At 30.2% G+C, this 14,800-nt stretch carries 11 protein-coding genes; 6 read left to right on the plus strand and 5 right to left on the minus strand.

The window, feature by feature from the left end:
• Nucleotides 1-45 precede the first annotated feature (45 nt).
• Both G6N05_RS01825 and G6N05_RS01830 read left to right on the plus strand, forming a co-directional pair.
• A complete protein-coding gene (locus tag G6N05_RS01825; protein WP_166124856.1) occupies nucleotides 46-675 on the plus strand; it encodes a hypothetical protein in 630 nt (209 codons plus the stop codon).
• Nucleotides 676-743: 68 nt separating this feature from the next.
• Nucleotides 744-1,364 carry an L-threonylcarbamoyladenylate synthase gene (locus G6N05_RS01830; RefSeq protein ID WP_166124857.1) on the plus strand — a complete coding sequence of 207 codons (621 nt, stop codon included), beginning with the start codon at nucleotides 744-746 and terminating at the stop codon, nucleotides 1,362-1,364.
• Nucleotides 1,365-1,405: 41 nt separating this feature from the next.
• Here the strand turns inward: G6N05_RS01830 and G6N05_RS01835 are convergent, their stop codons facing one another.
• The 3 genes from G6N05_RS01835 to prfA form a co-directional block, all read right to left on the minus strand.
• Complete coding sequence (locus G6N05_RS01835; RefSeq protein ID WP_166124858.1) at nucleotides 1,406-2,338, minus strand: LysR substrate-binding domain-containing protein; 933 nt, start codon at nucleotides 2,336-2,338, stop codon at nucleotides 1,406-1,408.
• Between the two features lie 122 nt (nucleotides 2,339-2,460).
• A complete protein-coding gene (locus tag G6N05_RS15750; protein ID WP_166124859.1) occupies nucleotides 2,461-4,284 on the minus strand; it encodes a DUF5723 family protein in 1,824 nt (607 codons plus the stop codon).
• Nucleotides 4,285-4,848: 564 nt separating this feature from the next.
• On the minus strand, nucleotides 4,849-5,922 hold the full coding sequence (gene prfA / locus G6N05_RS01845) for a peptide chain release factor 1 (RefSeq protein ID WP_166125422.1): 1,074 nt from the start codon (nucleotides 5,920-5,922) through the stop codon (nucleotides 4,849-4,851).
• A 191-nt stretch (nucleotides 5,923-6,113) separates the two neighbouring features.
• Between prfA and G6N05_RS01850 the strand changes: the two genes are divergently transcribed.
• The 4 genes from G6N05_RS01850 to G6N05_RS01865 all read left to right on the plus strand — a co-directional run bounded on the left by G6N05_RS01850 (nucleotide 6,114) and on the right by G6N05_RS01865 (nucleotide 12,485).
• Nucleotides 6,114-8,252 carry a TonB-dependent siderophore receptor gene (locus G6N05_RS01850; RefSeq protein WP_166124860.1) on the plus strand — a complete coding sequence of 713 codons (2,139 nt, stop codon included), beginning with the start codon at nucleotides 6,114-6,116 and terminating at the stop codon, nucleotides 8,250-8,252.
• 71 nt (nucleotides 8,253-8,323) lie between these two features.
• Complete coding sequence (locus tag G6N05_RS01855) at nucleotides 8,324-9,493, plus strand: PepSY-associated TM helix domain-containing protein (RefSeq protein WP_166124861.1); 1,170 nt, start codon at nucleotides 8,324-8,326, stop codon at nucleotides 9,491-9,493.
• A gap of 153 nt (nucleotides 9,494-9,646) precedes the next feature.
• Nucleotides 9,647-11,845, plus strand: a complete 2,199-nt coding sequence (locus tag G6N05_RS01860) for a TonB-dependent siderophore receptor (RefSeq protein WP_166124862.1) — start codon at nucleotides 9,647-9,649, stop codon at nucleotides 11,843-11,845.
• Nucleotides 11,846-11,939: 94 nt separating this feature from the next.
• Complete coding sequence (locus G6N05_RS01865) at nucleotides 11,940-12,485, plus strand: PepSY-associated TM helix domain-containing protein (protein WP_166124863.1); 546 nt, start codon at nucleotides 11,940-11,942, stop codon at nucleotides 12,483-12,485.
• A gap of 670 nt (nucleotides 12,486-13,155) precedes the next feature.
• On the opposite strand, the gene G6N05_RS01870 is transcribed toward G6N05_RS01865, so the two are convergent.
• Together G6N05_RS01870 and G6N05_RS01875 are read right to left on the minus strand one after the other, a co-directional pair.
• Nucleotides 13,156-13,914: a hypothetical protein gene (locus G6N05_RS01870; protein WP_166124864.1), complete on the minus strand. Its 759-nt coding sequence runs from the start codon at nucleotides 13,912-13,914 to the stop codon at nucleotides 13,156-13,158.
• Between the two features lie 159 nt (nucleotides 13,915-14,073).
• On the minus strand, nucleotides 14,074-14,592 hold the full coding sequence (locus tag G6N05_RS01875) for a CbrC family protein (protein ID WP_166124865.1): 519 nt from the start codon (nucleotides 14,590-14,592) through the stop codon (nucleotides 14,074-14,076).
• Nucleotides 14,593-14,800: the final 208 nt, after the last annotated feature.

Below are 14,800 nucleotides of genomic sequence, written 5' to 3' on the forward strand. Positions count from 1 at the left end.
AAGACAGAAGTTAAAAGTTCAGAAGTTTTAAGAGTATAAAAATTTATGATTCAAAAAAGAAAAAAGTTCGAAACAAAAACAGCTTTTAAAACAAGAGTAAAGAAGAGAGCTAAAATTGAAGAGAAGATTTTTATTGGAATTTTAGTTCTCGGAGTGATTTATTATCTTTTTTTTGAAAGTTTAAGTTTTGGTGAAGATTACAGATATACTTTATACGTTTTTTGGTTGCCAACAATTTTAGGTTTTATTTTTTCCGTGAAGTACTCTTTTATAGCAGAGTATTGGAGAAGTCTCTTAATTGATCTTAAAAAAGAAAAGTATTTTGTAATGAAAATATTTTATCCGTTATTTTTAGTTGCTATGACTTTTATGTATTCTGTTATTATGTTTTGGATGCCTTCCAATATAATTTGGGATGGTGTTAATAAAATTGAATCCATAACTAATAAAATAGAAGTTTATAATCTACCTGTTGATGAATTCCATGAAGGATATGGAAGAAGAGATAGAGATAAAATTTGTTTTCGCTTTAAAAATCAACCCGAAAGTATACCCGTTAGTAATGAATTTATAAAGTCATACTCAGAAAAAAATCCAAAAAATTATAGATTAAAACTTGAAGTTAGAAAAGGGATTTGGAGCTATTATGTTTACGAATCTTTTGAAATTTTATAATGAGAAAATCATGTTTTTTCCTATAATTTTCATTTATCTTTACTCTATAATCTAAACACTAAAATATCATGGCTGAATTTCTAAAAATTTACGAAGACAAACCTAGCGAAGCTGCCATTAAAAAAGTGGTTGAGGTACTTAAAAATGGCGGTTTAGTCATTTATCCAACCGATACGGTTTATGGTTTAGGTTGTGATATTACCAATTCTCGTGCCTTAGAAAAGTTAGCGAAAATTAAAGGCGTGAAGTTGGAAAAAGCCAATTTTTCTTTTGTTTGTAGCAGTTTAAGTAATATTTCCGATTACGTAAAACAAATTGACACCGCAACATTTAAGATTTTAAAACGCGCTTTACCAGGTGCTTATACGTTTATTTTACCAGGAAATAACGATTTGCCAAAAGACTTCCGTAAGAAAAAAACAGTCGGAATTAGAGTTCCTGATAATAGGATTGCGATTCAAATTGTGGAAATGTTAGGTAATCCAATTGTTTCCACATCTATTCATGATGAAGATGAGGTAATTGAATATTCTACCGATCCAGAATTAATTTTCGAAAAATGGCAAAACCAAGTTGATCTAGTTATTGATGGCGGTTATGGAGAAAACATAGCGTCAACCATTATCGACTTAACCGGTCACGAACCAATTATTGTGAGAGAAGGTAAAGGTGATGTGAATGTGATTTAAAAATCTAAATAAATTCCAAATCCCAAATCCCAAATCGTAAATTATCTTGGACTTACAATTTCCACATCACTAAAAGCAATCGCACCACGAACTACACCTTGTATAGTCGTTTTTAACGCATCAATAATATGGATTTTTAATTCGTTTTTAGAGAAAATTAAACTCACTTCTCTAGATGGTTTTGGATTGGCAAATTGTTTTAGTTTTGCTTTGTTTTTATCGTTTAAATCTAAAGTATGTAAATAGGGAAGAAGCGTCGTTCCTAAACCTTCATCAGATAATTTAATTAAGGTTTCGAAACTTCCACTTTCTAATTGGAAATGGTTTTCACCAATGAAATTATTCGTCTTACAAAGATTCAAAACGCTATTTCTAAAACAATGTCCGTCTTGTAAAAGCAATATTTTTTCGACATCTAAATCAGAAACTTCAATTTCTTTTTTACTGTTATTTTGACTGTTATCAGGAATGTAAGCGACGAAAGGTTCATAGTACAATACGATTTCTTTCAGTTTTTCTTCATCTAATGGTGTAGCTGCAATGGCACAATCTAAGTGACCATTTTTTAGTTTTGCAATAATATCTACAGTATTTAATTCTTCTACAATTAAGTTGACTTTCGGATACTTTTTAATGAAAGTATTCAAAAACATCGGTAATAATGTTGGCATAATTGTAGGGATAATTCCAATACGGAAATCGCCACCAATAAACCCTTTTTGTTGGTCAACTATATCTTTGATTCTGTTGGCTTCGTTAACGATGTTTTTCGCTTGCGTTACAATTTTACTTCCAACATCAGTTAATCCGATTGGTTTTTTAGTTCTGTCAAAAATTTGAATACCTAATTCCTCTTCCAATTTCTGAATTTGCATACTTAAAGTGGGTTGTGTCACGAAGCATTTTTCGGCAGCAAGAGTAAAATTTTTGTTTTCGGCAACAGCTAAAACGTAGTATAATTGGGTAATTGTCATTATATCAATATTTGTGATAAAAGTAAATATTTTGATTGTAAAAAACTATTGTTTAAGAAAAGTTTATAAAAAAAAACTCTTTCCGTTAAGAAAGAGTTTTAATTAAAATATTGATTATAAGCTTATTGAACAACTTTGATTTCTACTCTTCTGTTAGCCGATTTTCCAGCTTTAGTTTTGTTTGATGCAATTGGTTTTGCTGCTCCAAATCCTTGTGAATTCAATCTGTTTTCGTTAATTCCTTTAGAAATTAAATAGGTTTTAATTGCTAAAGCTCTTTCCGCTGAAAGCTCTATGTTACTTTCTGGTTTTCCTACATTATCTGTATAACCTTCAATGCTAAAGTTATTCGCTTCGTATTCTTTCATAATTTCAGCCATAGCATCTAAAGTTACATAAGAATCGGCTTTAACAGTTGCTTTTCCAGAATCGAATAATACAGATTTTGAATAGTCGTTTAGTTTTTTAATCACTTTCGTGTCAATAACTGGACAACCGTAGTTTTCAATAGTTCCAACCACATCTGGACATTTGTCGTCTTTATCTAAAACTTTGTCGCCATCTTTATCTGTGTAAGGACAACCCTCATTGTCTTTTTCACCAATTACAGTTGGGCATTTATCTAAATTATCTGTTACACCATCTTTGTCTTCATCTCCCCAAGGACAACCTTTATTTTCAACAGGTCCAACAACATCCGGACAAGTATCATCTTTATCTAAAACTTTGTCACCATCTTTATCAGTCCAAGGACAACCGTTGTTTTCTGATGGTCCGAATTCATTAATACATTTGTCTAGGTTATCAGTTAATCCGTCATTATCTGCATCTCCACAAGGACAACCTTTGTTTTCAACTGGTCCGGCTACATCTGGACAATTATCGTCTTTATCATTGATTCCATCAAAATCAATATCTTTAATTCTGCTTTGGTAAATTGGAATTTTTAATCCTAAATGAGCGTCTAAAGCTTGTGTTTCTGAAAGCATGGCACTTACAATAGAACCTGAACCTACAAATAATGGACCAACTCTAAATCCAAAACCAGCTTGTAAACCTGAATATTCTAAATAACTAATTGGAACATATAAACCTAACCATTTTACTTCATATCGAGGTGTTAAACTCACGTTATTGTTAATGTAAGATGAGTTTTTGTCTTCGGCAGAAACTGCGCTAAAATCAGTATTTAAGTTTAAATAAAAGCGTTTATTCATTCTCCAATCTGCATTTAAATGAATAGCAGTTGGTAATTTAAATCTCACAGATTTTGATTCTGAAATCTTAGTATATAAATTGTCAAAACTTGGATCAGCATCGTATTCTGCGTCTGTATAACTTGTATTAGCATTATAAACGCTCACAACTGCATCTTTATAATTTATAGCACCTATATCAGTAATGGATACACCAATTTTAAATTTGTATTTGTTTTGTTCTTTATGGTAGCTTGTTCCACCTTCTTTATTGGTGTATTTGTATTTTTGATGATCAGGTCGATATTCGAATGTAAAACCTAAATCGGCACCAAAACCACTTCCTGTATTTTCTGTTGGATCATCAAAATCATCAAGAGAAGTAATGTTTCCGGTTTCTATATTTCCTGAAGTTGTAGTTGTGTTGGTAGCATCATTTCCGAAATAATCATATTTTAAATTGAAATTATTTCCTTTTGCATAACCTGTAAACCCACCATATAAATATTTTGCAGATAAACCTCCTTTTAAGAAATGTTGACCTTTGTCCATTAAAATTCTAGCATAAGAAACACCAAATTCTGCCCAAGCATTAGCTGCAATACTAAAATTTTGATTTCTTACTTCATAATTTTCATTAATATCTTCTTGAATATCATTTAACGCTTTACCGCTAATATTACTTAAATGTGTAATACTTCTTGCTCTTGTAAATAAAGCTAATGAACTTGATTTGTTTAAATTGAACATAAAAGAGGGTCCAAGAACGTCAACGTTAATTAAAAAATTATTTGCTTCCGTTGGATATTGTTTTCCGTCTCTTTCAAAATCATAATCACTTTTTAAAAGGTCGCCAAATTTTGCACCGTAATAATCGTTTGTAAGTAATCCGCTAAATGAAGCTAAATTTATATCGGTTTTGCAATGTTAGCTGGATTATTAATTACTGAATGAACTCCAGCATAGTTGTCATTTAAGTAACCAAAGTAACTTTGTGCATTAGCATAATAAAAGCTAAAGAAAGTAATAGCGATTAGAATTTTGTTTTTCATAGAAGGAATTTAAATTAGTAAAAAAATAACGGTATAAATAGTGTTAATATTAAATTTTGTGTGAATCTTTAAATATTAATGTATTGATTTATCTCGTTTTTTGACGAAATAATGTAATAAATTGAAATGATTCCGAGATTTCGGAAAATTGATAGAATTTGATAAACATTTTAAAATGCAATCAAATTCTAATTATGCTTATTTAATTAATTTTAGATTTTGGGGTTTCTAAAATATATTGGAAAGAATCTGAAAGTGTATTTTAATACACTTCAGATTCTTTTAATTTTTCAGTATTGGCAACTAACTGTAGTTCATCAATAAATTTATGAATTTTTCCTGACATAACACCATCCATATCAAAAACATCTACTCCAATTCTGTGATCCGTTACACGACCTTGAGGATAATTGTAGGTTCTAATTTTTGCAGAACGGTCACCTGAGCTTACTTGAGAAGTACGTGTTATAGCATCTTCAGCTTGTTTTTTAGCTAATTCTTGTTCGTATAAACGAGAACGTAAAACAATTAAAGCTTTATCTTTATTTTTATGTTGCGATTTTTGATCCTGACATTGTGCTACTAATCCAGAAGGAATGTGCGTTAAACGAACTGCCGATTTTGTAGTATTTACCGATTGTCCACCAGGTCCTGAAGAACAGAAGAAATCTACACGAACATCGTTCATATCAATTTGTACATCAAATTCTTCCGCTTCTGGTAAAACCATTACCGTTGCAGCAGATGTGTGCACACGACCTTGCGTTTCTGTTTGAGGAACACGTTGAACACGGTGCACTCCAGCTTCATACTTTAAAGCACCATAAACATCTTCACCAGTAACTTCAAAAATCACCTCTTTGAATCCACCAGAAGTTCCATCACTCATATCTACAACAGAACATTTCCAACCACGACCTTCACAGTATTTTGTATACATTCTGTATAAATCACCTGCAAAAATTGAAGCTTCATCTCCACCAGTTCCAGCACGAATTTCCACCATAACGTTTTTCGCATCTTCTGGATCTTTAGGAATCAACATAAATTTGATTTCTTCTTCCAATTCTGGCAAACGATCTTTAGCTTCATCTAATTGCATTTTTGCCATTTCTACCATTTCGGCATCAGAACCATCCGCAATAATTTCTTGTGCTTCCTTAATATTGGAGTCAAGGTTTATATATTCTTCACGTTTTTGAACTAACGCGTTTAAACTTTTATATTCTTGATTTAATTGTACATAACGCTTTTGATCGGCAATTACATCAGGTTGAATAATCAAATCTGATATTTCGTCAAAACGTTGTTTTACATATTGTAATCTGTCTAACATCATAATCTATAAATTTCGATGCAAAGTTACAATTTTAGTTTATAGTTTAAAAATTTATAGTTTAAAAATCTTATTTTTTCAACATAAATATCTTAAAATATTATTTTTATTTATTCTAAATAAAATTTGCGAATTTAAAATTTCAATTTTATATTTGCGCTTTAAATTAATTTATTCTAAATAAAAATAATATGAAAAAACCATTAACTTATTTGTTACTATTGAGTTTACCCACCTTATTTTATGCACAAGAACTAAAAAAAGATTCTGTTAAAGCTATTGAAGAAGTAAAAATCAACTCGAATTTGCAAAAATATAAAAGAGAAAAAAGCACTACTGTCTCTAAAATGCCACTGAAGGATATCGAAAATCCGCAAGTATATAACACGATAACTAATGATTTATTAAAAGAACAAGTTGTTACAAATTTTAATGATGCCTTAAAAAATGCAACCGGTGTAACTAGATTATGGGAATCAACCGGAAGAGGAGGTGATGGAGCTGAATTTTATTCGATGCGTGGTTTTTCTGTCCAACCGACTATGATTAACGGTTTACCAGGCATTAATAATGGAAGTATTGATCCCATAAATGTGGATAATATTGAAGTGATAAAAGGACCTTCTGGAACTTTATTTGGAAGTAGTTTGATTTCTTATGGTGGTTTAATTAATATCGTAACTAAAAAGCCTTATTCTAAATTTGGTGGCGAAATTGGTTATAATTCTGGAACTTACGGAATGGATCGATTAACGGCTGATGTAAACATTCCTTTAAATAAAGATGTTTCTTTGAGAATGAATTCGGCCTACCAAAAAGAAAATTCTTTTCAAGATGCAGGATTTAATAAATCATTTTTTTTCGCACCTTCATTAAGTTATAAAGTAAGCGATAAACTTTCCTTTTTAATTAATACTGAATTTTCAGAAAGAGAATCGGCAAATGCTCCAATGGTTTTTTTAAATAGAGGTTTGCCAATTTCTTTCTTTTCTATGGATCTTTTCGAACAAAATTATAAGAAATCGTATACTTCTAACGAGTTAACGATGAACAATCCAACTTTTAATTTACAAGCACAAATGTTTTATAAATTATCTGATAGTTGGACTTCACAAACTGTTTTATCCAGAAGTACTGCTAAAACAAATGGTTATTATCACTATTTATTTGATTCTTCTAATGGTGATGAATTTGCTAGATTTATTTCAAAGGCCAATTCGCAAACAGAAGGAACTGATATCCAACAAAACTTTATAGGCGATTTTAAAATTGGAAATTTAAGAAACAGAATGGTTGTTGGTATTGACTATTTAAGCATGAACCAAAGAAACGCAAATGCAGGTTGGAGGTCTTTCGGAACTATTTCTATGGTTGATCAAACAGATAATATTGGTTCAAATCCAACTGAGTTAACCCAAAATGCTGTAGATGCTATTTTAACAGGATCCTATTCAGGAAAAACAATGGCAGAAAATGAAGTAATTAGTGCTTATGTTTCTGATGTATTAAATGTAACTGAAAAATTATCTGTAATGGCGAGTGTAAGAGTAGATAATTTTATAAGCAAAACCGAAACTCAAAGTTTTAATCAAATAGCAGTATCTCCAAAATTTGGTACTGTTTATCAAATCATACCAAATAAAGTATCTGTTTTTGGTAATTATATGAATGGTTTTACAAACATGGCACCTTCTATTCAAAGTGATAATGTTACTTATAAAAGTTTTAAACCGGAACAGGCCAATCAATATGAGTTTGGTTTAAAAACAAATTTATATAAAGACATTATTTCTACAACAATTAGTTATTATAATATAGATGTTACAGATAAAGTAATGACGGATCCAACTACATATATTAGTTCTATACAAGGTGGTGAGGTTAATAGTAATGGGGTTGAAATTAGCTTTACAGCGAACCCAATAAAAGGTTTAAATATAATTGCTGGTTATAGCTATAATGATAGTGAAGTAACTAAGGATATTATAGATGATTCTTATTTAGGTTACAGACCAGAGGAAGCAGGACCAAATACTTTAGTTAATTTTTGGGCAAATTACAGTTTTTCTGAAGGTGATTTAAAAGGATTTGGTTTAGGATTTGGAGGAAATTATGCAAGTGAATTTAATGTTTTACACAGAAAAACCACAGGTTCTTTCACACTGCCAGATTATACTATTTTAAATTCTGCTTTATCTTATAATTCAGATAAATTTAATATCTCTTTAAAAGTAAACAACGTATTAAATGAGAAATATTACTCAGGTTGGTCGACTGTAACACCACAAAAATTACGCAGTTTAACAGCTGGTTTGACCTATAAATTTTAGTCATCATACAAAAAATTAAAAACACTCCTTAACCATTGGTTGAGGAGTTTTTATCATTTTAAATTAAAAAAATGAAATTTAAAAAAGCTATAAAAAAAGTACATCTTTGGTTAGGATTATCAACGGGTTTAATCGTTTTTATAATTTCAATTACAGGATCAATTTATGTGTTTCAGGAAGAAATTACGAATTATTTGCGAAAAGATGCGATATATCATACAACTCCAATTAGTAAAGAGCTAAAACCACTTTCTTTAAAAGTATTAGAAAAAAAAGTTGATGCCTTTACTAATGAGAAATATCCTATTCATTGGGTAAATGTACCTATTGATAAAAGTAGAAGTTATGTTTTTTATTACTATGAAAGAAATCCAAAAGGGTGGAATTTTTATGAAGAATATATCATTTATAAGTCGGTTTATGTCAATCCATTTACAGGTGAAATAAGAGGTGTTTATGATGAAACAACTGATTTTTTTAATATCATAAAATCCATTCATTTTAGTTTTATGCTTAATACAGAATGGGGTACTTATGTGTGCGGAATTCCAACCTTAATTTTTGTTTTTATGCTCATTTCCGGAATTATTTTATGGTGGCCCAAAAATAAAAAAGCAATAAGACAACGTTTTACATTCGATTGGAAAAAAGTTAAAGGTTGGAGACGAAAAAACTATGACGTACATAATATTTTTGGATTTTATGCTTCATCTTTAGCTTTTGTTGTGGCGTTTACAGGATTATTTTATGCTTTTTTCTTTGTTCAAGCCATTTTGTATTTTGTGTTTTCTGGGGGAAGTACCACCTATCCAGATTTTTCACATATTTCAACCAAAGCACCAATTGAAGTTAGAAATAATCATACTTTAGACAAAATTGGTCAAAAAGTAGAAGAATTATATCCCAATTCTTTTCAATATAGTTTAGATTTTGGTTATCCCCATTTAGATGATCATGAACATCCAAATTATGAGGTATTTGTAAAGCATCTTTCTTATTCATATCATGTAAATCATAGTCTAATTTTTGATGAGAATTCAGGTGATTTATTACATCAACATTCTCATAAAGATAAAAATTTAGGAGAAAAAGCGATTGCTGCAAATTACGATATTCATGTGGGTTCTATTTTCGGAATTTGGTCTAAAATTATTGCCATGTTACTTAGTTTGGTTTGTGCATCTTTACCTGTAACAGGTTTTTTAATTTGGTGGGGAAGGAGAAATAAAACTTCAAAATAATGTGATGAAAACCGATTTATTTCTTTAAATCGGTTTTTTTTATTTGATACTCTGATACTTACTAATATTGTTTTTATTTATTCTAAATAAACTTGTTTTTTTCATTTTTGCTTTTTACATTTGCACTGTTATTTTAAATTATTCTAAATAAAAATGAAAAAATATATAGTTTTACTAGCCGTGTTAGCAAATGCAAGTTTTTCTTTTGGACAAACTGAAAGTTCAAAAAATGATGTCGCATTAGAGATTGAAAATGATACTGTTAAAAAGAGAGGGCAGGTTATTGAAGAAGTTGTAGTTATTTCTAAATTACAAAAACAAGCCGTTAAAGTAGGAAAATCATCAATCAAAGCTTTAGATTTACCACAAGCAACTGCAGTTATCGACAGAGCAACAATAGATCAACAACAAGTATTACGTTTGTCTGATGCTATAAAAAACGCAAATGGAATTTATGTTTCTGGAAATAGTACAGCCTCTGGAAACAATCAAGAAGAATTCGGTTCACGAGGATTTACATTTGGAGGTGGTAATACATTTAAAAATGGCGTTAGATTTAATGGTTCTTTACTTCCAGAATCGGCTTCATTAGAAAGTATTGAAATTTTAAAAGGGAGTTCTGCCTTATTGTTCGGAAATGTATCGCCAGGAGGAATTTTAAATTTATTAACTAAAAAACCTAAGTTTCAACAAGGTGGTGAAGTAAGTTTTAGAGTATCAGAATATGATTTTTTTAAACCTACAATTGATGTTTACGGAAGTGTGAATGAAAGTAACACAGCAGCTTACCGAGTTATTACAAGTTACGAAAAAGGAAATAGTTTTAGAGATGTTGTGAATAGTGAACGTTTTTATATTAACCCGTCTTTTCTTTTCCATTTATCAAACAAAACTACTTTATTAGTCGAAGGTGATTACTTAAAAGACTCTAGAACTCCAGATTTTGGTATTACTACAATAGATTATAATATAGTTAATTTACCACGAAATACGTTTTTAAATTTCGATTGGGCAAAATTTAATAGTAAACAAGAAAGTGTAACTTCAACATTAACACATCAAATAAATAGTGCTTGGCAAGTAAAAGGAATTTTATCTTACCAAGGTTATGATACTCATTTATTATCGAGTTTACGACCAAACAGTACAAATTTAGTTGCTGCAAATGGGGATTGGACACGTGGTGTGCAACAAGTACAAACAAGTCAGGATTATGCTTTGGCAGAAATTGATTTAACCGGTAATTTTAATACAGGAAATATTAAGCATACTTTACTTTTAGGTGTAGATGCGGATAGAAGTAGTACTAATACTTTAAATTATAAAAACATAACAAAATACGATAAAATTAATATTTTTAACCCAAGCGTAGTAACTAAATTAGCACCTTATGTAAATACAATTGTGCCAGAAATGGAAAAAAACACAACTGCCGATGCTCAAATTAAACGTGCCGGTTTTTATGTACAAGATTTAGTAGAATTAACAAGTAAATTAAAAGTTTTAGCAGGTTTACGTTATAGTTATTTAGAAAATGAAACAAACACATTTTCATATTCAACCGTTGCACCTGTTCCAACTTTAACAAATGATAATGTAATTTCATCTAAATTAGGAATTGTGTTTCAGCCAACAAAAACAAACTCAATTTTCGCAAGTTATTCTGATTCATTTGTATTAAATACAGGTACTGATAAGTATTTAAACGCTTTACCAACTTCAACGATTAATCAGTATGAAGTAGGGGTGAAAAACGAATTGCTTAAAGGTCATTTATCGGCTAATGTTACAGGTTACGTTATCGATTATAGTAATTTAGCGCAAACTGATTTTTCTAATGCTAATACAAATACAAATATTAAAGAACTAGCTGGTGCCTATACAAGTAAAGGTGTAGAATTAGATATTACAGCAAATTTAAATAATTTTAAAGTATTGGCTGGTTACAGTTTTAACGAAACGAAATACACAAGAAGTAATATTTATAATAAAGGTACACAACTGCGTTTTACTCCAAAAAACACAGCTAATACAAGTGTGTTTTATACTTTTGCAAACACAAAATTAAAAGGATTAGAATTAGGAATTATCTCTTCTTACTTTGGTAAAATTTATGGTGGAAGATTAAGACCAAATAATGCTGTAACGCAAGCAGAAAAAGATAGAAAACCAATACCGGTTAACGGGTTTTTACAATTTGATGCATCTGTTGGTTACACTATAAAATCATTATCTATTAGAGCAAAATTATCTAATTTAGGAAACGTAACTAGTTATTATGTTTACGATGACAATACAGTTACTCCAATTGCACCAAGAATGATTTCAACTTCTGTTTCATACAAGTTTTAATAAAGTTAGTTTAATACAATTAGTTCAGTAATAAAAGGAACATAATTAATTTATATGTTCCTTTTATTTAATCAAAAACATTAATTATTTACCTATGCAATTTAATAAAAGAAACATTCACAGGGATTTAGGTTATTTTTATGTAGGTTTAATTATTTCATTTGCTTTTTCAGGAATTTTAATGAATCATAGAGAACATTGGCATCCAGAAAAATATACAACGGAGACGAAAAGCATAACTGTTAAACTTCCTGAAGAAAGTCAAATTACGGAAGAATATGCGGAAAATCTTGGTAAAGAATTGGGTATTGATGATAAAATACGTCGTCATAATGTGAAGAAAGGAACGTTTAAAATCTCTTTTGAAAAACACGATGTAGAAATCGATATGGAAACGGGAAAAGGTGAAATTGTTGCCTTTAACAAAACGCCAATTATTAGTCAGACTATGAAGTTGCACAAAAGCACTTCTAACTGGTGGATTTATTATTCAGATATTTTCGGAATTTCATTAATTGCAATTGCATTTACTGGCGTTATCATGATAACACATGGTAAAAATACTTTCGCTCGTAGAGGTTGGAAATTAGCATTAGCAGGAATAATTATTCCGTTACTTGTTTTAATTTTTGTTGGATAAATTTTAAAGTTAGTTATATAAAAACACCATCTCGTTTTAAAATGAGATGGTGTTTTTTGTTTTATGTTGTTTTTTCTTGAACAGATAAGTTGTCATAATTCATTTTTTGAATTGTATTAATGTTCTGCTTTGGTGCAGTAGTGGCTTGGTAAACGATTATTTTCTAATTCGTATTATCAAGTTCCCGATGCGTTTTTAGAAGTTCCCGATACGTTTTTAGAACTTCCCGATACGTTTTTAGAACTTCCCGATGCGTTTTTAGAACTTCCCGATACGTTTTTAGAACTTCCCGATGCGTTTTTAGATGTTGTCGGAACGTTTTTAGAAGTTGTCGGAGTGTTTTTAGATGTTGTCGGAACGTTTTTAGAAGTTGTCGGAGTGTTTTTAGACTTTGTCGGAACGTTTTTATAAGTTGTCGGAGTGTTTTTAGACTTTGTCGAGACGTTTTTAGAGTTTGTCGGAACGTTTTTAGAACCTTTATTTGACTTTTATAATACGAATGTCTGTTAATACATGGTTCGTGAAATTAAAAGCCTAACGTTTGTGACTTGGTGATCTTCGGAACTGATTATTTTCTAAAAAACATAAAATTTCTTGCTAGAAATAAACGTTAATTTACCACAAAAATTGCAATTGCGAGAAACGGCTTGAGGTGGCTGTTTTCCTTCTGTTAATAATATTCGTAGTGTCTATATTGAAATTCTTGTGCTCGTCTTAAATAAAAATTGTCTATAATTAGATTGCCAAGTTCGTCAACTATTTGAATTAGTTTTTTTGTTCGTTCAATCTTTTCTTGTCCTAATGTATTGAAGTCAATTTTACTTTCGTCTTCAATTAGTTGTCGCAATGATTTTATGTATAGTTCTTTTTGCTTTGTAATGTCGTACGTTTTGGAAACTTCATTAGTGGTTTTCGGTAACAAGTAAATTGAATATTCTGCATAACCTAAAATTCGACTGCTTTGATGTCCAAAGTATGTTCCGCCATATTCAAAGTGCTCAAATAATGAATTGATGTTTGAGTAAATATCTATAAGTTTTTGTCGTTGTGGAGCAAATTCTTTAACTCCATTTTTTTGTTTGAGAAAGTAAGCATACAAAACATAATAATTGTCTTGTCCAACTTCACTCCCAAATTCTTCTTTGTCATTGTCATTGAAATATGCTTGGTCTGGATTGACTGGATATTCTTTGAAAAATTCGGTGTGTTTATCAACAATGTTATTGAATTCAGCTTTTGCAAATTTTAGAGTGTCGCCAATTTCAGTTATAATTAAAATAGTATCTTTTTTTGTGTAATATTTTGAATTGTCAACTTTTGAGTTTATGATTTCTGTTTTAGCAATAGGTGACTCCTCAACCTGTTTCGGATGATTATTACAACTTAAAAGTCCAATTGTAATTGTTAGTATGTAAATTGTATTTTTCACGGTCTCTTTTAAAATAGCCACTACGTTCCGGCGCTTGGCGAGGTTGCGAACTTCGTAACCGATTATTTTCTGTTAAAGATAAAATTTCTTGCGAGAAATAAACGTGAATTTACTTCAAAATTCGCAATCTTGCCAAATGCCTGTTGGTGGCAGTATTTATTAGTCGCAATCAACGTGTAATCTGTGTTGTCCGCAATTCACACACTGAAATAAATAACCAACTAAACTTCCTTCTTTTGATAAGTGCTCTTTTATTATTTCTGGTTCGTATCCATTGTTTTCAATATCGTCATTTAATTCGTCTAACAACGGTTCAATTGTTTTAGCGTCTGCATAACTTAATAATTTACAAGGTTGATTACAATGTGAAAGCCAAACTTCTTGTTGCCAACTTATATAACTTGGAGTTCTTTCGCTAATTTTTAGTAATAATTCCTCAGCAATATTTTCAGAATTTTCAATTCCTGCATAATCGTTAAATTCTCCTTCAAACATTTCTGCCGCTTTTCCGTTTTCTATACACCAAGCACAGATATAATCAGGTTCTTCTTCGCTGTAAAATGAGCCGGTATATTTTAAGTTTCTATTTTCGTTACAACAAGAACAAATTCCGTCTTCTTTTTCAAAAACATCAAGTTCGTATGCGTTTGGACTAAATTCAAATTTTGGTAACTCCATAAATATTTTTTTAAGTTTAGTTTTATTTTGCTTCGATTCTGCGATTTTCAGGTAATATTGCCACCAACTCGTATATACACGCTACTTTATATCTCATATTCATCCAAGTTTATATTATATAGCGTTTTTCAAATATATTAATTTCTTTCCTTGAAACCTGTAGCAATTTTATTTTATTTTTAAAATGCTACAGGTTTATAATTTCAAT

This window comes from Flavobacterium bernardetii, from assembly GCF_011305415.1.
Taxonomy (GTDB): Bacteria; Bacteroidota; Bacteroidia; order Flavobacteriales; family Flavobacteriaceae; genus Flavobacterium; species Flavobacterium bernardetii.